Genomic DNA, 25,840 nt, shown 5'->3' on the forward strand with positions numbered 1-25,840 from the left:
TTGCACAGGAAATGATCGTCGCTCATTGTTCAGCGATCACAACGCCGTTTCCTGTGCAACATCAATACAACACAAAGCAGCGCGCTTGTACATTACTCGTGTATAGCGCACTGCCTTTTTTGCTGCACGGATTGTATGTTGACCGATACGATAACTCATTATGTTAACACCATATCATCGATCAATAACTCTGTCGTACGTCCGGAATGCAGCCGATTCAATTCTTTGCGATATTGCGAAGGTGTACAGCTATGATGCTGTTTGAATACGGCGATAAAATAGCTCAAACTATCAAAGCCAACTTCTAGCGAAATGTCCACAATTTTGCGATTGCTGCTTTTTAACAGACGGCATGCTTGTTGGGTTCGGTAGCGATTAATGTAATCGATCGGACTTTTTTGCGTTAAACTTTTAAAAAAGCGGCAAAAATGCCCTTCACTCATATTCACCTGCTCTGCCAGCTCACGTAAGCGCAGCGGCTGTCCATAATGCTCATGGATATGACTAAGTACCGTTTTGAGACGTTCGATCCGGTCATAGGCAATCGCAGGCGGTCGTTCATGCTCATGATCTATATGTTCATACATGGAACCGAGCACGAGATATAAGTACGCCTTTGTCGTCAATTCATACGCCACCGGTTGTGTTAGATTCACATGCACGATCTGTTGCAACAACTGTAATACATGTTGCTGCCATGCTGTACTGCCATCCATATGCAGCAGTGTCGGAGAGTTGCGCGCTAGCAAAGGGTCTAGATAGCTCGCCTGGATCGTATCATAGGAACTGCTGTCTAATAGCGACATGCCAAACACAATCGCCGCAAAGCTACATATGCTATCGTCGATCTGGTACGCAGTATGCAGCTCACCGGAATTCACAAAGATCGCTTCCCCGGCTTTTACTTCACAGCTTACCGTCCCAACCTGAAACAGCGCTTTGCCCTCGGTCACGATAATAAACTCGGGCTCCTCATGCCAATGACATTCCAAAATAATATCATCATGCAAATTGCCCATCTCATAAATGCTGACCGGATATAGCAAATTGCCATGCACCCGATCTTCACGCAGCCGTTCGCGTAGCGGCTCAACGTTTTGCATCATTTCATCCCTCCTTATCGTTTACGAGTACATATTGCTTTCATTTAAAATAATTCTGCACACCAATAAAGCCGCTATACAGATGTTCCATGTTGCATCCGTTCATTGTGAACATGTTTATGATAAATGATTTATAAGCAGCAAAATATTAATACTTTTCGTCAAAATAAAAGAAGAAAAGCGCTTTCTTAATCAATATCATTATACACATAGACGAATATAACTAACAAATGCAACTCGCTCCACTCGTAAATCGAACGCAAGAAAGGACGAAACCGATGAAATTTACCGACGGCTACTGGATGACAAGAAAAGGTTATACGATGCAGCACCCGACCGATATTCGTGATATCGTACGCAAAGGGGACGAAGTGACACTGTACGCGGCAACAAAGCGTATCGAACGGAAAGGCGATACATTAAACGGTGCATTGATCAAGGCGACACTGAGCTCGCCGATGCCAAATGTGATCAAAGTAACGTTTAATCACCATAAAGGCGGTGTTGTCAAATCACCACAATTCGAGCTAGCTACGTTAGAGACGGCGATCGAGTTCAACGATAATGAGCACGAAATGAAGCTGCAAAGCGGTGAGCTTACAGCAACCGTACACAAACATAAAGGCTGGAATATTAGCTTTGATTATGGCGATCGACATTTGACCGGCAGTGTGCACCGTGGTCCAGCTTATATTAACGGCCCGGACGACGGTATATTTTTCCGCGAGCAATTAGAGCTTGGTGTAGGCGAATACATTTATGGGCTTGGTGAACGCTTCACGCCGTTTGTGAAAAACGGACAAATTGTGGACATCTGGAATGAAGATGGTGGCACAAGCAGTGAGCAAGCGTACAAAAACATTCCGTTTTACTTGTCGAGCCGTGGCTACGGTGTATTAGTAAATCACCCGGAACGTGTATCGTATGAGATCGCTTCTGAAAATGTATCCAAAGTACAGTTCAGCGTTGCAGGTGAGACGCTGGAATATTTTATAATCGGCGGCAATACGCCTAAAGAAGTGCTGGATAACTACACCACATTAACCGGTAAACCTGCTTTGCCACCTGCATGGACATTCGGTCTATGGCTGACGACTTCATTTACGACCGATTATGATGAAGCGACGGTTAATCATTTTGTAGATGGGATGGCGGAACGTGATTTGCCATTGTCGGTGTTCCATTTTGACTGTTTCTGGATGCGTGAATACCAGTGGTGTGATTTTGAATGGGATAAGCGTATGTTCCCTAATCCAGAAGCGATGCTGCAACGTCTCAAAGCTAAAGGGCTAAAAATTTGCGCCTGGATCAATCCGTATATTGCCGAGAAATCGTATCTGTTCGATGAAGGTATGGACAACGGTTATTTAGTAAAACGACCGGATGGCAGCGTATGGCAATGGGATTTATGGCAGGCAGGGATGGGACTGGTCGATTTCACCAATCCAGCCGCTGTAGACTGGTACAAATCCAAATTAAAAGTGCTGATCGATCAAGGCGTTGATTCATTTAAAACCGACTTTGGCGAGCGTATTCCCACCGATGTCGTCTATTATGACGGCTCCGATCCGGTCAAAATGCACAATTATTACACATTTCTGTACAACAAAGTCGTATTTGAACTGCTGGAAGAACAGCTTGGCGTCAATGAAGCGGCATTGTTCGCGCGTTCGGCAACTGTGGGCGGACAGCAATTTCCGGTTCACTGGGGCGGCGATTGCTCGTCCACATTCGAATCGATGGCGGAATCGCTGCGTGGCGGCTTATCGCTCGGTGTATCCGGCTTTGGCTTTTGGAGCCATGACATTTCCGGCTTTGAAATGACGGCTGCACCGTCGGTGTACAAGCGCTGGGTACAGTTCGGTATGCTATCTTCCCATAGTCGTCTGCACGGTAATGAATCATACCGTGTACCGTGGCTGTTCGATGAGGAAGCGGTCGATGTGCTGCGTAAATTTACGCAGCTAAAATGTACACTCATGCCGTATCTGTTCGATGCGGCGGTCACCGCTTCACAGCAAGGCATACCGATGATGCGCCCGATGGTGCTCGATTTCCATCATGATCTTGCTACCCATACGCTGGATCGTCAATACATGTTCGGTGATTCATTGCTCGTCGCCCCTATTTTTAATGAGCAAGGGGAAGCAAGCTATTATGTACCTGCTGGCAAATGGACAAACTTGCTTACCGGTGCAGTCGTCACAGGTGGTCGCTGGTATCAGGAAACATTTGACTATATGAATTTGCCGTTGTTAGTAAAACCGGGCAGTCTGATCGCCTTTGGTACAGAAGCTAGCAAGCCAGATTATGATTATACGACTGGCGTACAGCTCCATCTGTTCGAACTGGAAGCAGGCGGCATAACAACCGCACGCATCGTAAGCCTGGACGGACAGCCTGCCGGCGAAGTGACCGCAAAGCGTACAGACAATACAATCGAAGTGACCACATCCGGTCAGATTAGCAACTGGTCGGTCGTACTGCGCGGCATAGCGAATGTAACTTCCGTAAGCAACGCGTCTGCAACAGCGGGTGAATTCGGTCAAATCATTACCGCCGATCAAGCGGCGACTACCGTTCGAATTGAATTGTAAGCAAAAGAAGATACAATCAAGACGCTAATGACAGGAAGCGGAGCAATTGCAGCAATTTGAGTTCGTAAAAACGAGTAGGCTGACCGCGTTAAATAGACAGTTTGCTATTGCATAGCAGCGATGTTCTAACGCTATGATGCCGCAGAATAGTATTAGCAAAGTGATACAATATCGCAATGGCAGCCATCGCTTTAATAAGCAGGCTGCCATTTTGCTATGGATTGATCTAGGGTAATATTTGCACGATTTACCGTCAAATTACTGCCTAATCTACATTAATTGTATAAAAGTTGAAATGAAAGAACGAATGTTCTAATATAATAGAAACCCCTATGCAAACAAGTTCATATGTATTGTCGTATGATACATTTACTGTCGATTATTTTAAGGAGGCTTTACGATGAAATTGTATACGATTCATTCGATCCGCACGAACAACTTTAAAGACACCGAAATGCTCGAAAAGATTCAAACAGTATGGCAGCAAGCCTATCGTCATCTAGGCGAGCAAAGTCAAACAGTGTACGGTGTGTATCACGATTATGAGAACGATTACAAAGGCGATTATTCACTTAGCACTGCAATCGCAGATCGCTACGATGGAGCGGTGGAGCTGGAATTGCCGGTTGCTACCGAATATCGTGTGTTTGAAGTACTAAGCGCTAATCCACAAGGGGTTATTCAGCAATGGAAACATATTTGGCAGCTTGAAGAACAAGGTGAACTTAGCCGTGCGTATACATTTGATTATGAACAATACGAGCCAGATGGCAAAATCACCATACATATTGCGCTCGCTCCGGCACTGATGAGCCAGGAAACAGCACAATCGCAACAACCTGCATCGATGTAAGCAGTCCAATTTTAAACAGGCATCATTATCTATTCGTGTGCTGATATACCGATAGGAATGGCACGTCCAAACAAAAGACGCAGTGACGATCCGTTTACCGGGAAAATAGCCACTGCGTTTTTTTGTGATTACATTTGTATAAACAAACATTCGAATTGATTTAATCCACTTTAATATGAATAGCTGCACTTTGCTGTGCTGGTGTCTTTTGCGCCCGTACCATATAAATGATGCCGATTATAATATACAGCACGATAAACACAACCGAATAACGATACATCGACGTATACGTCGTTGCACTGGCAATCGTGCCCAGAATCATAGCACCGAGCGCTACGCCCAAATCGAGTGAATTAAGGAACATCCCGTTAGCCATCCCACGCTGATGCGGACTAACGACCTGAATCATCCATGTTTGCATCGTCGGTTGCAACGCTCCCCAGCCTACACCATAACATAGTGCAGCGGCAAATAGTCCGAGTGTGGAATGCGCTAGCGATAGCAATAACAATCCGGCAATGAGCAGCATAGCTCCTGGCACGAGCAATGCTTTCGGTCCAAAACGATCATAGATTTTGCCGGAAAAAGGACGAATCAAAATGACAGCCAGTGCGTTAAACAGGAAAAAGTAACCCGGATTAGCGATATGCGCTTCACTCCCGAACAGCGCGATAAAGCTGACCAATCCGCCATACGTGACGGACATCAAAAAATTCAGCAAACTCGGCAACAACAGCTTGCGCTCAAAACTCGATGTTTTACGTGAATGAGTGGAGGCGACAGATGTAGCAGTGTCCGTTTTTGCCAAAACTTGCTTTTCTGTAATCCGCTGTGCAGCAGCAATGTTGGCTCGTTCGTGCTGCTCTACATTCACCGGTACGTGTGAGTCTGAACGTGGAATGGCTCCAACTTGCGCATTCACAAGCGGCGCTGTCACCATTTTTTGTGCTTGTGCTTGTGCTTGTGCTTGTGTCGTCCCATCTGTCCGCGCACGCTGTTTGCCTACGATCAAACTATAAGCGAGTGGAAACAAAATCATAATAAACAGCGATCCGATCACAACGAGCGGTGTAAAGCCATACTGTTTCTCAATCCACATCCCAATCAACGGGCCCATCGACATCGAAATGGTCGTCGACAAGCCAAAATAACCCATACCTTCTCCCATCCGATTGCGCGGAATAATGTCCGATGCCATCGTTGGAAATGTCGTACTATACATCCCAAAACCAAAGCCAAAAATGACCCGCATCACCAGCAACGCGACAATGGTGGCGCTAAAATAATAACCAACCGTACCGAGCAGCGCAATTGCCAGCCCGCCAAACAAAATCAGATTACGCTTACCAAGCTCTAACGCTTTGGCGGAAAATAGCCGTGCGACAATCGCAGACAATGCCATCAAGCTCGTACACAGGCTCACATAAAAGTCACCCGCATTAAAATGCTCCCTCATATACAGTGGGAGCGACGACAAAATCATATGCAAATTCAAAAACACGAGTAGATTACAGGCGGTTAAAACGAGAAATTCTTTAGTCCATAAGCGTGCCGCCGGGCTTTGCTCTGTTACATGGGCAGCTTGGGCAGGTATAGCGGTGTTCGGTTGTTCCATAGTCCAGTTCTCCATTTCGTTTTCTTTTAAAATACATCTTTTGCGATCGTTAGATTTCCTCTATCCGTGAGCGCAGTTCGCGTAGCAACTGGCTAAGCTGCTCCATATGTTGAGGCGTGATCAAGTGGGCGATCTCCTCATTGTGCGCTGCTTCCAGCATCTGTACCTTTTGCATTAGTTCGCGTCCTGTCTCATTCGGATAAACGAGAAAGGCACGCCGATCATGCGGATCAGTCTGTTTGCGAATTAATGCTTTGCGATGCAGCACATCCAAAATGCGTGCAGTTGTCGGCTGATCTTTATAAGCATGTGCCGCCAGCTCTTTTTGATTCATACCTTCCTGTGCACAAATGTAATACAGCACGCCCCATTGTTCAGGCGTAATATCGTATTCTTTTAGCTTGGCGCCAAACATATTGCTTACTTTGCGATATGTACTGCCTAGTAAAAAGCCGATCGAATCTAGCTCTTGCCATGTCATCCGTAACATTCCTTTCTCGTTTGCAACTATAAGGGGAGCGGTCAACCTAATTGATAAGCAAATAGTAGCATGCAAACGAATAAATAGTTGTTAATGCAATTATAATTAATGCAAGTAAATTTTGCAACAAAAAAGCGGGAATCATAGTGATTCCCGCGTCGTGTGTGGTTTCATAAGTGAATCATCGTATGTTTTGCCGGCTAGCGCTCACCTCAGTAGAAGTGAAGCAGGGCAAAATGATGATTTCTTATTTGGTGTTAGCTTCTTCTTTTACTTGCTCTTTGGCTTGTGGAACACTTTCCCAGTCTTTCAGGAAGCGCTCAATACCGTTATCGGTAAGCGGATGTTTCCACAGTGTAGGTACGAGCGAGCCTGGGATCGTAGCGATATGAGCGCCAGCCAAAGCTGCTTCTCTTACATGCTCCAGGTTACGGATACTTGCAGCAATGATCTCGGATTTCAGACCGAATGTATCAAGAATTTGACGCAGATCACGAACGAGTTGCATACCGTCAATACCGATATCGTCCAGACGACCAACGAATGGGCTAATAAATGTAGCGCCAGCTTTTGCCGCCATCAGACCTTGCGATGGAGTGAAGATTAGCGTTACGTTTGTTTTGATACCTTCTTTGGAAAGCTGGTTACAAGCGTACAGACCTTCTTCAGTCATAGGCAGCTTAATAACAACGTTCGGTGCCCATTTCGCGATTTCGTGTGCTTCTTTCAGCATACCTTCAGCGTCAAGGCTAACAACCTCAGCACTTACAGGACCATCGATAATTTCGCAAATTTCGTCGATTACGTCTTTAAAAACGCGACCTTCTTTGGCGATCAGGGAAGGGTTTGTCGTTACACCATCCACGATACCAAGACGAGCGATACGTTTAATTTCGTTAATGTTACCAGTGTCCAAGAAAAATTTCATTGCTCTCTGCCTCCTCAAAATATATATCATTTTGCCCTAGCATACAGCAATTTGCCAGCGACAATATCATCCCTCATACGGGATATGCATATGTGTACATTACCCATTGTTACACATATGTACACCCTAGTAGCAGATGTTTATTTGTGCGTACAAATTGCTTGACACAAGCTGCGATATTCTGCAAGCAGAATAAGGGCGTGCCGATAAATTTCACCTTTTAAACTTCAAATGTGAAACTTGCTATATTTAGTTTTTACCACAATTCCAAACAACATACAATGGGCGCGGTATCGTTTAACCTGCGCTTTACAATGAAGCAAAGATAAACCCAAACCAATATGTTGATTTTAGCAAAGTGATAAAACTAGATATGGTATAAAAATGGTCGATATGAATGTCAAAATGAGTCTTTCAAAAAAACTAAAAAATTTTATCGCTCATACTGCTAATGTACATTCTGCTGTCGAGCGCCTGCAAATAGCATCTTCCATTCTATCCTCTATGTAGTTCCATCTCATCTGGATAGCAAATCGATGTTCATTCTTACTTTGTATAGCAAATAAACCTTTGTTATATTATTTCGAGAAATAAGTTTGTATACTATTTAAAAGATGTCTGTTATAGTCGACATAGATTAATTAAGTGTATGGACTAAGAATAAGCCAAGCGAACCGTAATGATCGGACATAGTTGGCGCCCTATTCTCATCGATATACATCCGTTTCATTAGCCAAATGGTAGAGCGCCATTATGCATCTCAACTTACAATTTGTGATCAATAGGCATCATGATGAACAGACAATATAACAACAGGAGTGATACGGTCATGGTTCAAGGTTATGGAAATAGCGATTATAAAGCGATTGAAGATGTAAGTGTAGTAGAGATGGTCATTGAAAGTATGAAATATTTTGAACATGTAGTTGGCGATGATCTAATGCTCGGCGTCACTGATCTGCATGAGTTTAAATATTATAAACCAGCAAAAGAGCTTGATCTGGGCATTCGTCCAGGCACCCCGATTGCCAAAGATGATCCGAACTTGAACAATGCGCTTAAAAACGGGATCATTACTGTCAAACGTGTGCCAGCATCAGCGTACGGTTTTGAATTGGATGCTACATCTGTACCGCTTAAAGACAAACATGGCAATATTGTCGGTGCGATCGCCTCTGCTTATACATTGCAACACAATACATTTATGGCGAATGTAACGATCGATATTGAAAGTATTAGCCGCCAGTTAAGCGAGATGGTGCAATTGCTCGCCGCACAGTCGCAGCAGCTTTCCGCTACGGCAAGCCAAATTCAAGCCAATACCGGCAAAGCGGTTGAAAACTCCAAAGAAGTAAACCAGGTGACCGGATTTATCCGCGAAATTTCCGAACAGACTAATTTGCTCGGTTTAAATGCTGCGATTGAAGCAGCGCGTGTCGGTGAGGCAGGCGCAGGTTTTGGCGTGGTTGCATCCGAAGTACGCAAGCTATCGGTAGATACCAAAAATGCGACCCAAAATATCGAAAGCTCGCTAAGTAGCGTACAACAGTCGATTTTGCAAATGGAACGCGAAATGACAGCAGTAGCCGCTTCCTCCAACGAGCAGGCACAGCTTGTAAATGAATTTAGCGAGTTGGTTGATAAATTAAATAGCGTCAGCCATGATTTTAAAAACTTTATGGAAATATTCCTTAATTCACGCCTATAATGGTGCAGTCCGTAGTCGCATAACACGATAAAACGATCATTGGGACGGTTTGAACATACCGCCTATTTTAGATCATGAGCGGATGAAATGAACAAGCATAACGAGCAGTATTTCCCACTTGAGCTGGGGAGGCTGTTTGTTGTGCTTATTTGTGTTAATTAAGGCTTGAAAATGGACGGCGGAAGTTCGTGCCTGTATTCCGTACCGCAGTGGGTTACACTATGACTTCAGTATGCGCATACGATTGACCTAGTACGTTGCTTCAATAACGAACAAATACAACTTTTGACAGCAGCGATCATTTTTTGAATAATGAGAACAGAACAAGTGGACTGAAGCAAATGTTAGGGGGAGCGCTTCATATGAGCAAGATTTTTCAAAATGATTGGGCAGACGTGCTTGATCCGGAATTGGAGAAGCCGTATTATCAGGAGCTGCGCCGTTTTCTAGCGCAGGAGTACCGTTCTGCGACGATTTATCCGGATATGTACGATATTTACAATGCGCTTCATTATACGCCATTGTCTGCCGTAAAAGTCGTCATTCTCGGACAGGACCCGTATCATGGGCCAGGGCAGGCGCATGGATTGAGCTTTTCGGTCAAACCGGGCATCGCCGTTCCGCCATCGTTGCAAAATATTTATGAGGAGCTTCATCAAGACATCGGCTGTCCGATTCCACGGCACGGCTCGCTCGTCCATTGGGCAGAGCAAGGAGTGCTGCTGCTGAATGCCGTATTGACAGTGCGGCGTGGACAAGCGGCATCGCACCAGAACAAAGGCTGGGAGGCGTTTACCGACCGTGTTGTAGAGGCGGTCAATCAGCGTGAAACACCGGCTGTGTTTATTTTATGGGGCAGTCATGCACAGCGTAAAGGGGCGAATATCGATCGCCGCCGTCACTTTGTTATTCAATCACCGCATCCGAGCCCGTTATCAGCGCATCGTGGATTTTTGGGCAGTCGTCCGTTTTCGCGTGCCAATGAATTTTTGCAACAGCAGGGCATGCAGCCGATCGATTGGTGCGTGCCTGCTCAGCCGGTGGAGCGGGCAGCGGTATCTAATCGTCCGTCATAAGCGGATCGTGCCCATTGTATCAATATCCATTGATTTTAACGAAAACGGGTGGATTTTTGCCTGATGTAAGCGTTACAATGATAAAGGTTTAACGAAGCATTGATCCGTGGTACGATAATAGTCGATTCGACCTATAAGGAGGACTTGTTCAGTGGAATACCGTGTAGAGAAAGATACGATTGGTGAAATTCACGTTCCTGCCGATAAGCTATGGGGAGCACAAACCCAGCGCAGTAAAGAAAACTTCAAAATCGGTGGCGAAAAAATGCCGGTTGAAGTCATTTCTGCATTTGCGATGCTGAAAAAAGCAGCAGCATTGGCAAACGAGCAACTTGGCAAGCTGTCCGCTGACAAAGCGGATGCGATCGTGCAAGCGGCAGACGAGATTATGGCGGGACAATGGGAGGAGCATTTCCCACTCGTTGTATGGCAGACCGGAAGCGGCACACAGTCCAATATGAATGTGAACGAAGTGATTGCGCATCGCGGCAACCAACTGCTGGAGCAAGCGGGCAAAAGCGAGCGTTTGCACCCGAATGATGATGTGAACATGTCACAAAGCTCCAACGATACATTCCCGACCGCCTTGCATGTAGCCGGTGTGCTGGCAGTGGAAAATGATCTGCTGCCTGCAATCACGAAGCTACAGGATACATTGATGGACAAATCCAAGCAATTTATGCATTTGATCAAAATCGGTCGTACGCATTTGCAAGATGCTACACCGCTCACACTCGGTCAAGAAATTAGCGGCTGGGAAGCGATGCTGCACAAAACGAGCCGGATGATTCTACACAGCTCCAGTGAAATGAAGGAGCTGGCAATCGGTGGTACCGCAGTCGGTACAGGCATTAATGCTCATCCGGACTTCGGTCGACTCGTCGCTGAGAAAATTGCCGATATGACCGGTAAAATGTTCACATCCGCTCCTAACAAGTTCCATGCGCTGACGAGCCATGATGAAGTAGTATATGCACACGGCGCCTTGAAGGCGCTGGCAGCCGATCTGATGAAGATTGCCAACGATGTACGCTGGCTGGCAAGCGGCCCACGTAGCGGCTTGGGCGAGCTGACCATCCCTGCTAACGAACCGGGCAGCTCCATTATGCCAGGTAAAGTCAATCCGACGCAATCCGAAGCGATGACGATGGTCGTGACGCAAGTGATGGGTAATGATGCGACGATCGGTTTTGCGGCAAGTCAGGGCAATTTTGAGCTGAACGTATTCAAGCCGGTAATTATCTACAACTTCCTGCAATCGGTACGTTTGCTGACCGATTCGATCATTTCGTTTAACGATCATTGTGCAGTCGGGATCGAAGCGAATGTGGACAAAATCCAATTTAATCTCGATAATTCGCTTATGCTCGTTACCGCGCTCAACCCGTACATCGGTTACGAAAATGCAGCGAAAATCGCCAAGCACGCCCACAAAGAAGGGCTATCGTTGCGTGAAGCGGCATTGCAAAGTGGCTTGCTGACCGCAGAGCAATTCGACGAATATGTCGTGCCTTCCAAAATGATTCATCCTAAAGCGTAATAAAGGCGTTGTGCTTATCTTGTCTCTGATAAGATGAGCCGGCTTGTGCATAACAGTTAATATAGGATTAGCTGGCATAACTATAAGCACCTATTCAGGCAAGTCAAGCGATCGTATAGCCAACGGTCGCCAGGCTTGCCTGTTTATTTTGTTACAAAATAAGTAACATGCCACAGCCCCCTGATGAATCGGTACGACACAACCTGCTCACAATCGCTTGCCAAATGGCGAAACGTGCTATACAATGGCTTTATCAATTGATAATGATAACCATTATCAATTGATAAAGCTGAATGAACGCTTATCGACAAGTTGATCGGTCTAGAGCAAAAATGCGTTTGCATTCGATCGTCTCGCGTATGTTTATCGTGTATTAGTATGGATAAGTGAGCGCAAATTTGAATCATGATGCAGATGACATAGACCACTTGATGACAGACATAAGCGTCATAGAAGGGGGAGTTTGATGAGTATCTTTTCCGCGCATCTTGCGCGTTTGAGCGAGCAGCTTCAGCTTGATCCTTCCGTATTGGCTTTGCTGCTGGCAGGGGAAGAAGGAAGCCGGAGCGGAGCAACGGTAGCCGAGCTGGATGTGATTATTGTCGTTTCGGATGAGGAATTTGAACAACGTCTGCAACAAGGACGTCTCTATTATAAAATGACCGATTGTGCCGTGCAGAACGGTACAGTAACAGGCAGATATATTTCTCCGCGCTATTTGGACAAAGTGGCACGGACAGGCAGCGAGCCGGCACGGTTTGCGTTTATGGGCGCTGTGATCGTATTTTCGCGTCTGCCGCAATTGCGTACGATGATCAATGATATTACCGAATATCCGCTGCATCTAAAACAGGCGAATATGAATCGATTTTATGCGCAATTTGAGGCATGGTATCACGAATGCAAACGGGCGCTGCTTCAGCAGGAGCACTATGTGCTACATCAGTCGATTATGAATTTGCTGTTGTTTGGAGGGCGTCTTATTTTGGCTCATAATGAGATGTTATATCCGGGCTATAAATTGCTTGTACATATGTTGGAGCATGCCCAGCGCAAGCCGGAGCAGCTTTTGCAATCGATGCAGGCGATGATGGTTACACCGTCCGAAGTATGTTTGGAGCGCCTGTATCGGCAAATCCGTGACTATCGTAACTGGGTTGACGATGAGCTAAGCTGGACGGATTATGTCATTATGGATAATGAGTTACAGTGGCTACGTCAGAGCGTATCGGTTGGGGACATTTAATAGCAACGCAAAGACCGCCTGCTACCAAAAGTTACTTTTGGCAGTAGGCGGTTTTTGCTAACTAAAGCGTATGGTCGGTTTGTTTATCTAACTTTAACAGCGTGATCACGATCTGCTGTTAATTCAATGTTATTTTTAACCGTTATGCGAGCAACCGATACAGTTGTAAATGACTTTAGCTGTACATTACTTGGCGACAGGCTGATCAAACACATGCTGGAAACTAATCATGCCATTGCCGTATATATTGTCTTTGCCAGGTGCACCCAGATCGACTGTATTTTGCTCGATCAAACTGCGCAGCTGGTCATTCGTTAATTGTGGATAGGCTTGTTTAAGTATAGCCGCCATACCGCTTACGAATGGAGCAGCAACGGAAGTGCCATCACGCAGCTCATATTTGCCGTTGCTGGCAGTACTGACGATATGATCGCCAGGTGCGGTCACATCCACTTCCACACCGGTAGCGGAAAACGTAGGGCGGGACAGCTTATCATCGATGGCTGCAACTGCCATCACCTCGCTAAATTTTGCCGGGAATTGCACCGTATCTTGCTGTACGTCAGCGGTTCCTTTGTTACCAGCGGCAGCAATGAGCAAAATGCCTTGATCATGAGCCGTTTGCAGCATCGTTTGCACAGATGGAGAAGCTTGCGGGAAAGCGATGGACATATTGACGATATCCATCTTGTTCTGGATCGCCCAGTTAATGCCTTGTGCCAGTTGTTCAGTCGAGCCATTGCCTTGATTATCCAAAATTTTGACCGCATACAGGCTAGCATCCGGCGCTTCACCGATCAGTCCTTTGCCGTTATTTTGTGCTCCGATAATGCCAGCAACAAATGTGCCATGCCCATTATCGTCGGCATATGAAGATGTGTAATTGACGACAGAGACGCCACCGGCGATTTTGAGATCGGAATGATTGGAGATGCCTGTATCCAAAATGGCGACTTTAACACCTTTGCCTGTATATCCTTTTTGCAAAGCGAGTTGTGCATCGACCGTACCGTAGCCCCAAGATGCCTGTTCTTGACCTTGCACCGTAATCGCTTTGACATCAGGTGTAAATGCTTGTGCTGCCGCAGTGTACGTCATGCTTGGTTCGATATGAACGACACCGGACGTTTGGGATAGCTGTTCTTTTTGCTGTTCGTTCAAATTGAGTGCTGCCATATGCAGGTAGTCGAAAAACTCAGGATGTGCTGAGGAGACATTAGCAATCGCTTCTTTCGCCTGGATTGTGGAATATTGAACGAGATATCGTTGCTCGTTAGATGAATGATTCGAAATATGAACACTTAAAAATGCAGCGGATAAAATAGGAATTAGAATGATTGCAGATACGGTTGACTTTTTCCAGGTTTTAAACTTATTTAAACTTTTCATTAGCAAAGTAGCTCCTCAGATGTGTGGGTAGATTGATTTAAGTCTTATTACCCACTTATCATATGATTAATCAATAACTTCTATTAAATTATAACTTTTTTCGACAAAATAATCAATTATTATTATATTTTGTAATATAATGTCGATTTTAGTAATAAAACTAGAGCGGAAAAATAATTTGGTAATACGAAATTACAATTTATTGTATTTATGAACCATTTAGTTAGCATAATGTAGCATAACCGACTGACAGGTTGTATAGATTATTATACAGCTTACCTAGTTATATGACTAGGTTTTTTGACCTATGTATAAACAAAACAGCTCCCCTGTACACGGGAGCTGTTTTGCTGTATCTCATTTACATGCAATAAGTAACGATTATGCATTTAAAAATTGAGAAGGTTCTTGTTCATTTTGCACATTAACTGCAGCGGACGCAGTAAACGAAGCTGTGGATGGCATAACCGGTGTCGGGAAGTATCCGATACTTGCTGCATAGCTCAGCATAGCGCGAATAAAGTTCAGATCAGGTGCTACACATGTAATGCCATCTTGCTCCAGACGCTGAGTCGTAAGCGGGTTGGCATAGCGGAATGGAGACGGTCTGGCTCCATCGCCTTCCAGCTGTGCCATCGCCAATTGGATCGCTTCCGCAGGCTTGTTTACGGTGGAATCGAGCAGCCAGTTGCGGTATTCCTCCTGATGAAGTTGCTCAACCGGATAACCCGATTGTTGGATAAGTGTCATCAATTCGCTATAAGGAATTTGCTGTGGATTACAAATATGGAAAATGCGACCCGCTGTATCTGCTTGAAGTGCCAGATGGACGATCGAACGTGCAGCATAATCGATTGGCGTAAAATCCATCCATTGCTCTACAGATGGCGCTTTGCCGAGCAATAAGATCGCTTTGATCATCCGATAGACGGCATTGCTATCGATATTCCGTTGGAAACTGCCGGTAATGGAATGACTGGACAGATTGCCCGCTCGATAAATATTGACGGCAATGCCTTGCTGTGCTGCCCGGATGACGAGCTTTTCCGCTTCCAATTTACTGTTCGTGTACACATTGCTCGCGTACAATTGTTCCGGCAGTTGCCCGGTTTGTTGTACTTGTTGCCATTTGCCTTCCAACGATAAATCTTCCGGAATGCCCATCGTAGATATATAGTGGAAGCGAATGCCTGTACGTGTGCCCGCCAGCTTGAGCAGTTCATCGGTCGACTGTATATTCGTCTTGCGGAATTGATCGCTATCGCCAAAGTGACGCACATCGGCAGCACAGTGGATGATAGCGTCCATTTGTTGTTGTAACCGTTCGTAATCGTCAGCGCTCAAACCAAGTTGCGGTTGATCCAAATTCCCTTCAATAACGGTTACCCGATCATCAAATCCAGTCAGTATATCACGACCAAAATACAATTCCATCGTTGATTTCAGCCGATCCGTACTGCTTGTAGTGCCTGTTTTACGGACAAGTGCATAAATGTGTGCTTTGCTGTGCAGCAGTAGTTCATGAAGCAAATATGATCCAAGATAGCCGGTAGCGCCTGTGAGCAGTACACCTGTTGCAGGCAACAATTGCGCTGACTCATACGATGCTACTTGTACCGGATATTCATCCAGCTCGATCACTTCGCCAGCATGTACAAATGGCAGCAATGTCGCCTGGGCATTGCCGGGTTGTTCTGCGCGGACAGCGAGTGCCGCAACCGTTTTGCAATCAAAGAAATCGCCAATTTTGAGCATCGGATAACTGGATTTGAGCAAAGACAACACATGAATAACGTGCAGTGAGTCGCCACCGATCGCAAAAAAGTCATCTTCAATCCCGATCAGTTCACGGTTTAACACTTGCGACCATGCTTGGGCGATCTGTTGCTGCGTTGCGGTTTGTGGTGCTACATAACCAGCCGGTTGCTCGGACAGCTCGGTGTTTGGATAATTGATAAGCCGCTTGCGTTCTGCTTTACCGGTTGGAGACAGCGGAATCGCGTCCAATTGGCAAACGAATTTAGGTACAAAATAAGATGGCAAACGATCAGCCAAAAATTGTTTGATCGCTGCTGGCGATAATGTAGTGCCATCTTGAGTCGTAAAATAGGCAACGATCATATTTTGCTCGGATGCATCTTTTTTAGCGACAACGACAGCGTCTTGAATCGTTGGATATTTGTTTAAATTATCTTCAATCTCACCAATTTCGATACGATGACCGCGAATTTTCACCTGTGAATCACGGCGTCCTACGTATTCAACCGTACCATCTGGCAACAGTTTGGCAAGATCGCCGGAACGGTAAATTTTGGCGCCTTCCACATAAGGGTGGGCGATAAAAGCCGCATCCGTTTTTTCGGGCTGGTTTAAATAGCCTTTGGCAAGCCCTACGGTAGCGATATACACTTCGCCAGGCACGCCGACCGGACAAGGCATATATTCGTCATTGACGATAAACATTTCATAATTGTTAATCGGGCGACCAAGCGGCACGTTAACGACATGCTCCGGCAACGGTTCGCTTACCGTATGCAGTGTCGTGCACACCGTGCATTCAGTCGGGCCGTACACATTAACGATATGAACGGAGGCACCTACATTTTTTTGAAATGCGCGTACCCGTTCGCCATACATCGCTTCACCGGCTACTGCCAAGAGACGCAGTTTGGACAAACGTTCATAACCTTCTGGCGACAAATAAGCGGATAGCTGATTAAAAAATACGGTAGGCAAAGCGGTTACAACGGTCGTACCTGTCCGTTCAACCGCCAGCGCAAACTCCTCGATCGATACACGCTCATCATTGTCGAGCATATACATATGTGCACCGTTAAACAGCGGCGCAATCGTATCCAATACGGAAGCGTCAAAGCTATAACTGGCAAACTGTGCCATCACATCTTCAGGCACAACATGGAAGTAATCCGTCAAAATATGACCGAGGTTAATGACACCGCGATGACCGATCAATGCGCCTTTTGGTTTGCCGGTTGAACCGGATGTATAAATGACGTAAGCGAGATCATCTGCGCCGACACCGGTTTGCGGATTAGGCAACAGGTTAGCAGATGTAGTAGGAACGAGCGATTCAATCGACAACACACCGCGCAAGGTGGAAATGCCTGCTGTCAATTCATGTACTTTGTCATAATGCTCTGGTTGGGTAATGACAAAGGCGGAACGGGTATCTTGCACAATATAGTGATTGCGTTCATTCGGATGGGCAGGATCGACAGGCACATACACACCGCCTGCTTTCATAATGCCAAACAGACTAATGACACTATACAAACTGCGATCCAAAAACATCGTAACAAACTCACCTTTTTGCAAGCCTTTTTGGATCAAGAGGTGAGCGATTTGGTTCGCCTGATCATTTAACTCGGTGTAACTGTACGTCGTTTCACGATAACTAACAGCGGTATGATTCGGATATTGCAGTACAGCAGCTTCAAATGCTCCGTGGTACGTCATGTCGGTATTATACGATGTGGCAGTATGATTAAGTGCAGAATAGAGCACCTTGTCTTCGTCATTTAAAATATCGATTGCGCCAACAGACAGTGTAGGATCGTTAAGCAACCCTTCTAGTAAGCGAATATAGTAGGTGGAAAAACGAGCAATTGTAGCTGATTTGAATAAAGAATCATTGTATTCTACGACCATAATTAGTGAAGATGGTTGTGATTCAATTGTCCAGTTAATTAGTTGTCCGGATTGTGCAGGAATCGTTTGACCGAAACTGAATACCGTTTCGCTTTGGATACGTTGTCCAGGTTGAGCGGTGACAAGCTGATCATACACTTGCTGTACAACCGTCTGGAAAGCAGGCGTCTGTTCAAACGAAATATGAACAGGCACGATTCCTTTATCGGATGCGAATAAAACAGCAGTTTCGTACTCAAATGACATGCGATGAATCCAGCCAACATAAGCAGCAAGTAAAACGCTTTGCCGTTGCAAATCGGATTCCATGTTATGGATCGCATTCGCAATCGTAGCGCCGAGGTCAAACCGGTGCAGCATAAACGTATCTTTTTGGCGTTTGCGTGTATAATCAAGCGGTATTTGTAAAGCGGGAAGTTGCAACGGAAATTGGGAAGGTAGAATAGGTTCAAATGTTGACATTATGATCTCTCCTTAAAATCAGGTTGAATACGTACAGTGTGTCTTATTAAAGTTGAAAGAGAGTTGCATTGTTTACAAATTTTTTCAATTCTGTTCGCAACACCATTACAGTTCTATACAATTGGGGAGAGCTGCATAGTCGATCTACATTTCTCCCCATCATGCTATAGTTTACCAATGAACAATGAATTACTTTTTACGCACATGGAAGTGGGCAATCAGCTCTTGCAATTGCTCAGCCATATTGGAAAGCTGGTTGGCAGCATCGGAGGTAGAGATAACCGTTGCCTTTTGAGCTTCCAGTGTTTCGGACACTTTGGTACTGTTAGCGGCGGCTGTAGCTGCCGATGTTTTCAGACTGTCTGTCGTTGCGGTCATTTCTTCTGTACCGGCAGAAATTTGCTGGGTTGCACTGGAAATATCCTGAATTTGCTCGGTAACTTTTTTGGTTGCATCGTGAATTTCGGCGAATAGCATACCGGTTTGGTTAGCGATCGACATACCGTGTTCCACTTCCATCGTACCTTTTTTCATCGAAGTGACGGCATTTTCAATCTCGGTTTGAATTTCGGAAATGAGTGTGCTGATCTGATTTGCTGAATCAGCGGATTGTTCAGCCAGCTTGCGCACTTCGCCAGCAACAACGGCAAAGCCTTTACCATGTTCGCCAACACGTGCCGCTTCGATCGAAGCGTTCAATGCCAGCAAGTTCGTCTGACCGGAAATGCCTGTAATGATGCCCAAAATGTTGCCGATTTCCTGTGAACGGCTTTCCAGCAGTTCGACAGCTTTGGCGGTTTCGTGCACCGATTTGGAGATCAATGTCATCTGATCGGTTACTTTGGATACGATCTGATTGCCCTGCGCCGATTTCTGTTCCATCGCATATGCTTCGTCCGAAACGGTGGAGGAATTTTTGGCAATCGTATTGATGACCGTTGATACTTCATTCATCGATTTGGCGGTTTCGTCGGTAGCAGCTTCCTGGTATTTCATACCGTCGGCAATATCCTGTACGCTGTTGGCGAGCATAAGTGAACGGCTGCTATGGTCAGAAGCGCTATCCATTAACATTTTGGCGGATTCGGTAACTTGTTTGGAGGCGGATTGAACATTAACGATCACGTTGTTCATTTTGCCCACCATCTCGTTAAACTTATGGTTAATAATACCGAGATCATCTTTACCGGTTTTGATATGGGTATCCAGATTTCCTTTGCTCACTTCTTCAATTCCACGGATCAATTCGCGAATCGGGGAAAGTGTGCGGCGCACGATCAAAAACTGGATAATAAAGATCAAGATGAGGAAGATGACCATAATCGTAATGCCGCGCACAAGCAATTCGTGCAAACCATCCGGCACTGCACTTGCGTCGGCATCGACACCGAAGTAGGCAAAGATTTTGCCATTGGAATCTTTGATCGGATACAAGATCGTTGTCCACAATCCAAAATCATCGCTGTAAAAGCTCGTAAATGTCGTCTGACCGGTTTTGAGCATTTCGCGAAGACCGTTGGCAACAACTTCAGGCTGTGTATACATATCTCCGATATTCACGTTGCCTGCTTTAAATGCTTCCATCAGCTTGGTTGGGAAGGCGATCAAGCTTGTACCTGTTCCGTCTTTCAGTTCTGTACCAAATACATAAGCTTGAGCAATATTAGGATTATATTTATTCACATTATCCAGATATGCACGCAGTTCGCTTTGCACCGGGCCATCATAGCTTTTCTCGGCAATCGCCTGCTTCACCTCATCGGCTTTTACACCCTGGGCAAATGTGTCCGTAACTGCTTGAATCTGTCCGTGAAGCTGGTCGATCAAAATCGTTTTCTGGGTAAAATAACTGCTGACTAGCAAAATCACACCCATCAAAATGATGCTTGCTGCCGAAATGATCAAGTTCTTCGTGAAAAAAGATAGGTTCCCCAATTTGCTGCCTAATTTTTTCAATAATCTCCACTCCTGTAATTAAGTATAAAATTTGGTTTGACTCAAACGACAACGTTTCCGTCAACTTCTAGGCTTAAGTAAATTAGGTATTTAGAATTATTTTTTCTGTTCATTGGAATTGGAAGTAAACTTGAATAAAGTTAAAATTTTTCCCAATGTTAGAAATTAAATCCCAATTTACTGACTAGCACATAAAATTATATGTCGGATTTTGTAGTCATTTATGTTATAGCTAGGAGAAAATTTATCAGGAGATAAAAATACTACTTTAATTTGTAGTACTTTTAGACTATTAGCGTTTACCCTGAATGTGAACAATTGAAACATACCAAATAATGGACTTGAAAAAGTTGTTTTCGTACTTTTTTACATATTTTGGATGATTGATTTACTTTGTATTTCTGAAATACATGGGATAAAATATGGAATAGAGCCTATTTAGCCGTGATAATTACCTTGAGGATGGTCAAGCACCCATTCCAGCATGATGGACATATCCTCAAGCCGGGCAAGTTGCTGATGCAAAGAGGTGTAAGCAGCTGCTTCAGGTGTAAGCGTGGAAAGGCGTGTACGCAAATTTGTCTTTTGCGTGCTTAGTTCATGTAGTTTAGCTTTGATTTGATCTTCGGTTCGCATAAGAGTGACTCCTTTTCGCCTGGGAATAGATTGAGATTAGGATGATGTGTATTCGCCAGTTTCAGTATAGTTCAATTCATACAGGAAATCTATGCATACGCATGTATTTTGGGATAGACGTATTCAATCTATCTACATTGCTGCCTGTTGAAGCTGAAACGTAATCGATATTATTCAAGGCTCGTAAGGCAGGTTGCTTACTTAGACGCAGTGCTGACAAAACAGGCTGAAAAATCTGACTTGTGGAGTGAACGATACGATGAATATTAAGCAACTGGCTGCTGAAAAAGCGGTAGACTGGGTAGAAGATGGCATGACGATTGGATTAGGCACAGGCTCGACTGCTGTGTATGCGATTCGCAAAATCGGTGAACGGGTACAACAGGGACTGCGCATTCAGGCGGTAGCTACCTCGACGGAATCGGAAAAACTAGCGCGCGAGCTATCGATTCCGATTTTGCCGTTTGCGGAAGTGGGCATGATCGATCTGACGATTGATGGCGCTGATGAAGTGGACCCTGATTTGAATTTAATTAAAGGTGGGGGCGGCGCTTTGCTGCGTGAGAAGATCGTAGCTGCGCGCAGTCTTAAAGTGATGATCGTTGTCGGAGAAAACAAAGTTGTCAAACGTCTCGGTGAATTCCCGTTGCCAGTGGAAGTCGTTACATTTGCCCATGAATGGACGATTCAGAAGCTGGAAAGTTTGGGCTGCACACCGGTACTGCGCAAAACGGACAATGGTGATGTGTTTATTACCGATAACGGCAATTATACGGTAGATTGTCATTTTAAAGAAATTCTCAATCCAGTGCGTATGCACCGCCAGTTGAACGATATTCCAGGTGTAGTCGATAACGGTTTGTTTATCGGTCTGGCGAGTGCAGCTGTCGTGGCGTACAATAGCGGCACGATCGAAGTGATGCGTGCAGGGAAGTAACATAGCGCGAGCGCTGAATAAAGTATGCTAGCTAATGGCGCTATTTGTACAAAATTTGGTTAGAGGCTGCTTTACTTAATAGGAGTCCAACAAAAGTCCAACGATGAAGCAGATGATACAATATAGATTGACCTATTTAACCGGAAAGGCTGCATGGCAGTCGATTCCGGTTTTTTGGCGATTTTGCCCGTAACGGTTGACAAAGATGATTCGTTATACTATCTTTAAATCAAGATTTACTAATTCATAATTTGTGCAAACGCCAAAGGAGAGAAACCGATGTCTAAAGTTTTATTTGTCAAAGCAAACAACCGCCCTGCTGATCAAGCGATCACTGTACAGCTGTACGATGCCTTCCTGGAAAGCTACAAAGCTTCCCATCCACAAGATGAAGTTGAAGTGCTGGACCTGTTCGAAGAAAATCCTCCTTATTACGATGCATTCGTAATCGGTGCTAACTACAAAGCAGGTCAAGGTTTTGATGTTTCCGCTGAAGAACAAGTGGCTGTTGATCGTGTGAACCGTTACATGAACCAATTCCTGGCTGCTGAAAAAATCGTGATCGCATTCCCGCTGTGGAACTTCACTGTTCCTGCTGTGCTGCATACTTACTTCGATTACTTATCCCAAGCGGGTAAAACGTTCAAATATACGCCGGAAGGCCCTGTAGGTCTAGCTGGTGGCAAAAAAGTAATGCTGCTGCACGCAAGTGGTGGTGTATACTCCGAAGGCCCTGGCGCAGATGTTGAGCTGGCGGTTCGTTATGTAAAATCGATGCTCGGATTTTGGGGTATTACCGATGTAGAGAAATTCCTGATCGAAGGTCACAACGCATTCCCTGACCGCGCTGCACAAATTGTAGCTGCAGGTCTGGAGCAAGCGAAAGAAGTTGCCAAACAATTTTAATTGAAGTCTAACTCGTTTGACCGGCTTTCATGTTTGTCTGTGATTCCCATGACAGCGAATATTATTCAGTCAAGCAGTCGGGGTCAGAAGGAATATGAACCGTCGATGTCGAAATATACGTCTTGATGCGATTCATACTCACTGGCAGATTATGTCCGTAAAGACTGTCCGCTGCCGAATGAATGGAATGGATGTATTCATACGCGATCTTTGAAGCGATCCATAGATTTACAATGGCGCCTGGGTATACTGCATATCGTTGTAGTATACCCAGGCGTTATACATCATGAGGGAGGAACAAATCATGAAACAGGCAAACCGCACAACTGCTCCTGTTAACGATGTAGAGAAGGAGTCTCTGCATTTGTGGATGGTGCTATCGAGAGCGTATCAATCGGTTGTATCGCTGATCAATGCCGATATACACAGCTATGGTCTGAACCCGACCGAGCTTGGTGTACTCGACTTTTTGTACCATAGTGATGAACCGCAACCGCTGCAAAAGATTGGGCAGAAAGTGCTGATCTCCAGCGGTAATATTACGTATGTGGTCGATAAGCTGGAAAAGAAAAATTTGCTTGCCCGTCGTTCCTGTGATAATGACCGCCGTGTTATTTTTGCCGAACTGACCGAGCAGGGCAATTCGTTTTTTGAAAGTATTTTTGATCAACATAAGCAAGCGATTGTTGAAGCGATGGCAGGATTGACGCAGGAGGAAAAGCTGGTCGTCATTCCATTGCTCAAAAAGCTCGGCTTTGCCGCAGCTGACAAAACCGTCTGACCGATAGTTTCTATCGGTTGGACTTTTTTTGTGTGGACGCATATTAGGTTGTATAGATTGTAATGATTGACCTGTGTAAACGAGGCAGATATAGTAAGGAAAAGTCATATTTTGGCGTTTTGTAGGATGTACATACTGAATGAAGTCAGGTATCCATTTGCATATGAACATACTATATAAACATCGTTGGGGGCAGAATACAGATGAGGGTGAAATGGCTGTGGAGCGGTATACTATTATGGATCGCAGCAATCGTGTTTGCAGGCTGTAACAGCGATAACACAAGCTGGAATGGGGAGAGCAAACACGGTAGCGGCAACGTGTTAACGATCGGTACAGCTTCCAGTATAGAAAGCTTTGATCCGCACAATAACAACAATACATCAAGTGAAGCGATTCTCGTCAATATGTTTGATTATTTGCTCAAAAACGACAGTAACCAGCGCAAAATCCCCGTCTTGGCGACGTCCTGGCAACAGACTGATGATAACATATGGCGCTTTCATTTGCGTCATGGTGTTACGTTTCAAAATGGTGACCCCTTTACGTCTGCTGATGTAAAATTCACGCTGGATCGTGTTGCCAAAGATACGACACTGCGGCAAAATCGCTATTTTAACAAAATTATCGAAGTACGCATTATCGATGATTATACGGTCGATATTGTGACCGACGGCCCTGACCCGTTACTGCTCAATCGATTAAGTAAAATAGGTGCAGGTATGCTGCCATCCGCTTATATCGCAACAGAAGGGATGGACGCTTTTTTGCAAAAACCGATTGGAACCGGGCCGTATGCATTTGGGCAATGGCTTAAAAACGATCGGGTTGAGCTAGTGCGTAATGATCATTATTTTGGCGGCAAACCGAAATGGGATCGGGTCGTCTTTTGCGAGCTGCCTAATGCGGCGACCCGTGTCGCTGAGCTGCTTGCCGGGCATATTGATATTGCTACCGATATTCCGGCGCGCGACATTAAACGAATTGAACATATGGCAGGCAAAACGATTGTGAAAGCGCCGATTCAGCGTGTGTTACAAATTATTTTGCGTACGGCGTCAGGCAATGCGACAGCGAATCCAAAGGTGCGGGCGGCGATCGATTTTGCCATCGACAAACAGAAGCTTGTCGACAGTGTGGCAGGCGGCGCAGGTGTGGTGACGCGGACCTCAGTTACACCGGGAAATTTTGGTGCAGACCCCGGCTTGTATGGACATAGTTTGTACGATGCGCAGCGGGCAAAGCGCTTGTTGCAAGAGGCGGGCTATAGATCAGGCGGGCCTGCCATTCAGCTCAGTGTATCGTCCGCGTATGAACAATATGCACAAATGGTAACCTCGATGCTGGATCAAGTAGGCTTTCAAACGACATTGGAAGTGTTGGAGCCGAATGCTTTTAATAAGCGGTACAGTTCCAGATCATTTAAAGAAGCATTTATGATCGGAATCGGCAATTCTTTGTTTGATGCTTCGAACAATTTTACTCGTTATTTAAAAGCGATAGCGGTAGGCGAAACGGATTATAACAATCCTAAAGTGGAACAATTACTACAGGCAGCAGCAATCAATCTGAATCCGATCACACGTGATAAGCAGTACGAGCAAGTACAGCAAATACTGGCACAAGATCGACCAGCGATTTATTTGTTTCAAATGGAAGGCGTATATGGGGTTGACCAGCGGATCATATTTGCGCCGCGCCGGGATGAAATGTTTTACGCCGACGATATTGTGCTTGCTAGCTCCTCACAGGTATCAAACGCACAGAATGAATAGCTATATACAATTGTAAGCTGAACGTGAAGCAGACGTATAAACAAGGGTGTTGTTGCATAGACATCGTAATTGCAACGTATCATTAAAAAAATTACTTCTATTAATAATGTATAAATATTTGAGTATGCAATTTGGAAGATTGCTTTTGCGGTTATTGTCCTATTGCTGCTAGTGTTAGTTCG

18 protein-coding genes are annotated in these 25,840 nt (G+C 45.1%); 10 read left to right on the forward strand and 8 right to left on the reverse strand.

Translation table 11 applies throughout. The annotated features are described in order from the left end of the window. Nucleotides 1–158: 158 nt before the first annotated feature. On the reverse strand, nt 159–1,106 hold the full coding sequence (locus U1I11_RS03080; RefSeq protein ID WP_322903706.1) for an AraC family transcriptional regulator: 948 nt from the start codon (nt 1,104–1,106) through the stop codon (nt 159–161). A 275-nt stretch (nt 1,107–1,381) separates the two neighbouring features. Here U1I11_RS03080 and yicI point away from each other — a divergent pair, with 275 nt between their 5' ends. Both yicI and U1I11_RS03090 read left to right on the forward strand, forming a co-directional pair. Beyond that, nucleotides 1,382–3,700, forward strand: a complete 2,319-nt coding sequence (gene yicI, locus U1I11_RS03085) for an alpha-xylosidase (RefSeq protein WP_322903707.1) — start codon at nt 1,382–1,384, stop codon at nt 3,698–3,700. Nucleotides 3,701–4,100: 400 nt separating this feature from the next. Continuing rightward, nucleotides 4,101–4,553, forward strand: a complete 453-nt coding sequence (locus U1I11_RS03090) for a GyrI-like domain-containing protein (RefSeq protein WP_322903708.1) — start codon at nt 4,101–4,103, stop codon at nt 4,551–4,553. 160 nt (nt 4,554–4,713) lie between these two features. Here the strand turns inward: U1I11_RS03090 and U1I11_RS03095 are convergent, their stop codons facing one another. From U1I11_RS03095 to fsa, 3 genes are all read right to left on the reverse strand, one after another. Then, a complete protein-coding gene (locus U1I11_RS03095) occupies nt 4,714–6,168 on the reverse strand; it encodes an MFS transporter (protein WP_322903710.1) in 1,455 nt (484 codons plus the stop codon). A 49-nt stretch (nt 6,169–6,217) separates the two neighbouring features. After that, on the reverse strand, nt 6,218–6,649 hold the full coding sequence (locus tag U1I11_RS03100; protein WP_322903712.1) for a MarR family winged helix-turn-helix transcriptional regulator: 432 nt from the start codon (nt 6,647–6,649) through the stop codon (nt 6,218–6,220). Between the two features lie 247 nt (nt 6,650–6,896). Continuing rightward, nucleotides 6,897–7,577 (reverse strand): fructose-6-phosphate aldolase, encoded by a 681-nt coding sequence (gene fsa, locus U1I11_RS03105; protein WP_322903713.1) that lies wholly within the window; start codon nt 7,575–7,577, stop codon nt 6,897–6,899. 829 nt (nt 7,578–8,406) lie between these two features. Between fsa and U1I11_RS03110 the strand changes: the two genes are divergently transcribed. The 4 genes from U1I11_RS03110 to U1I11_RS03125 all read left to right on the forward strand — a co-directional run bounded on the left by U1I11_RS03110 (nt 8,407) and on the right by U1I11_RS03125 (nt 13,147). Beyond that, nucleotides 8,407–9,285: a methyl-accepting chemotaxis protein gene (locus U1I11_RS03110; protein WP_322903715.1), complete on the forward strand. Its 879-nt coding sequence runs from the start codon at nt 8,407–8,409 to the stop codon at nt 9,283–9,285. A gap of 362 nt (nt 9,286–9,647) precedes the next feature. Continuing rightward, a complete protein-coding gene (locus U1I11_RS03115) occupies nt 9,648–10,361 on the forward strand; it encodes a uracil-DNA glycosylase (protein WP_322903717.1) in 714 nt (237 codons plus the stop codon). Nucleotides 10,362–10,512: 151 nt separating this feature from the next. Next, a complete protein-coding gene (fumC, locus tag U1I11_RS03120) occupies nt 10,513–11,901 on the forward strand; it encodes a class II fumarate hydratase (RefSeq protein ID WP_322903719.1) in 1,389 nt (462 codons plus the stop codon). Between the two features lie 466 nt (nt 11,902–12,367). Further along, complete coding sequence (locus U1I11_RS03125) at nt 12,368–13,147, forward strand: hypothetical protein (protein WP_322903721.1); 780 nt, start codon at nt 12,368–12,370, stop codon at nt 13,145–13,147. Nucleotides 13,148–13,333: 186 nt separating this feature from the next. Here the strand turns inward: U1I11_RS03125 and U1I11_RS03130 are convergent, their stop codons facing one another. The 4 genes from U1I11_RS03130 to U1I11_RS03145 all read right to left on the reverse strand — a co-directional run bounded on the left by U1I11_RS03130 (nt 13,334) and on the right by U1I11_RS03145 (nt 21,259). After that, entirely contained in the window at nt 13,334–14,536 is a 1,203-nt protein-coding gene (locus U1I11_RS03130; RefSeq protein WP_322903722.1) for a S8 family peptidase, read from the reverse strand. A 381-nt stretch (nt 14,537–14,917) separates the two neighbouring features. Next, complete coding sequence (locus tag U1I11_RS03135; protein WP_322903724.1) at nt 14,918–18,667, reverse strand: non-ribosomal peptide synthetase family protein; 3,750 nt, start codon at nt 18,665–18,667, stop codon at nt 14,918–14,920. 189 nt (nt 18,668–18,856) lie between these two features. Further along, on the reverse strand, nt 18,857–20,542 hold the full coding sequence (locus U1I11_RS03140) for a methyl-accepting chemotaxis protein (RefSeq protein ID WP_322904479.1): 1,686 nt from the start codon (nt 20,540–20,542) through the stop codon (nt 18,857–18,859). A 519-nt stretch (nt 20,543–21,061) separates the two neighbouring features. Further along, nucleotides 21,062–21,259: a hypothetical protein gene (locus tag U1I11_RS03145; protein WP_322903726.1), complete on the reverse strand. Its 198-nt coding sequence runs from the start codon at nt 21,257–21,259 to the stop codon at nt 21,062–21,064. A gap of 259 nt (nt 21,260–21,518) precedes the next feature. Between U1I11_RS03145 and rpiA the strand changes: the two genes are divergently transcribed. From rpiA to U1I11_RS03165, 4 genes are all read left to right on the forward strand, one after another. Beyond that, a complete protein-coding gene (gene rpiA, locus U1I11_RS03150) occupies nt 21,519–22,196 on the forward strand; it encodes a ribose-5-phosphate isomerase RpiA (RefSeq protein ID WP_322903727.1) in 678 nt (225 codons plus the stop codon). A 279-nt stretch (nt 22,197–22,475) separates the two neighbouring features. After that, entirely contained in the window at nt 22,476–23,102 is a 627-nt protein-coding gene (locus U1I11_RS03155; RefSeq protein WP_322903729.1) for an FMN-dependent NADH-azoreductase, read from the forward strand. Between the two features lie 304 nt (nt 23,103–23,406). Continuing rightward, nucleotides 23,407–23,883, forward strand: coding sequence for a MarR family winged helix-turn-helix transcriptional regulator (locus tag U1I11_RS03160; RefSeq protein WP_322903731.1), 477 nt, complete (start codon nt 23,407–23,409; stop codon nt 23,881–23,883). Between the two features lie 203 nt (nt 23,884–24,086). Then, nucleotides 24,087–25,658 (forward strand): ABC transporter substrate-binding protein, encoded by a 1,572-nt coding sequence (locus U1I11_RS03165; RefSeq protein WP_322903733.1) that lies wholly within the window; start codon nt 24,087–24,089, stop codon nt 25,656–25,658. Nucleotides 25,659–25,840: the final 182 nt, after the last annotated feature.

Origin of the sequence: Paenibacillus campi (genome assembly GCF_034659835.1) — a bacterium.
Taxonomy (GTDB): domain Bacteria; phylum Bacillota; class Bacilli; order Paenibacillales; family Paenibacillaceae; genus Saccharibacillus; species Saccharibacillus campi.

Coding starts and splice junctions, on each gene's coding strand:
- U1I11_RS03080 (WP_322903706.1), bottom strand. CDS start 1,106: ATGATGCAAAACGTTGAGCCGCTACGCGAACGGCTGCGTGAAGATCGG.
- yicI (WP_322903707.1), top strand. CDS start 1,382: ATGAAATTTACCGACGGCTACTGGATGACAAGAAAAGGTTATACGATG.
- U1I11_RS03090 (WP_322903708.1), top strand. CDS start 4,101: ATGAAATTGTATACGATTCATTCGATCCGCACGAACAACTTTAAAGAC.
- U1I11_RS03095 (WP_322903710.1), bottom strand. CDS start 6,168: ATGGAACAACCGAACACCGCTATACCTGCCCAAGCTGCCCATGTAACA.
- U1I11_RS03100 (WP_322903712.1), bottom strand. CDS start 6,649: ATGACATGGCAAGAGCTAGATTCGATCGGCTTTTTACTAGGCAGTACA.
- fsa (WP_322903713.1), bottom strand. CDS start 7,577: ATGAAATTTTTCTTGGACACTGGTAACATTAACGAAATTAAACGTATC.
- U1I11_RS03110 (WP_322903715.1), top strand. CDS start 8,407: ATGGTTCAAGGTTATGGAAATAGCGATTATAAAGCGATTGAAGATGTA.
- U1I11_RS03115 (WP_322903717.1), top strand. CDS start 9,648: ATGAGCAAGATTTTTCAAAATGATTGGGCAGACGTGCTTGATCCGGAA.
- U1I11_RS03125 (WP_322903721.1), top strand. CDS start 12,368: ATGAGTATCTTTTCCGCGCATCTTGCGCGTTTGAGCGAGCAGCTTCAG.
- U1I11_RS03130 (WP_322903722.1), bottom strand. CDS start 14,536: ATGAAAAGTTTAAATAAGTTTAAAACCTGGAAAAAGTCAACCGTATCT.
- U1I11_RS03135 (WP_322903724.1), bottom strand. CDS start 18,667: ATGTCAACATTTGAACCTATTCTACCTTCCCAATTTCCGTTGCAACTT.
- U1I11_RS03140 (WP_322904479.1), bottom strand. CDS start 20,542: ATGGGTGTGATTTTGCTAGTCAGCAGTTATTTTACCCAGAAAACGATT.
- U1I11_RS03145 (WP_322903726.1), bottom strand. CDS start 21,259: ATGCGAACCGAAGATCAAATCAAAGCTAAACTACATGAACTAAGCACG.
- rpiA (WP_322903727.1), top strand. CDS start 21,519: ATGAATATTAAGCAACTGGCTGCTGAAAAAGCGGTAGACTGGGTAGAA.
- U1I11_RS03155 (WP_322903729.1), top strand. CDS start 22,476: ATGTCTAAAGTTTTATTTGTCAAAGCAAACAACCGCCCTGCTGATCAA.
- U1I11_RS03160 (WP_322903731.1), top strand. CDS start 23,407: ATGAAACAGGCAAACCGCACAACTGCTCCTGTTAACGATGTAGAGAAG.
- U1I11_RS03165 (WP_322903733.1), top strand. CDS start 24,087: ATGAGGGTGAAATGGCTGTGGAGCGGTATACTATTATGGATCGCAGCA.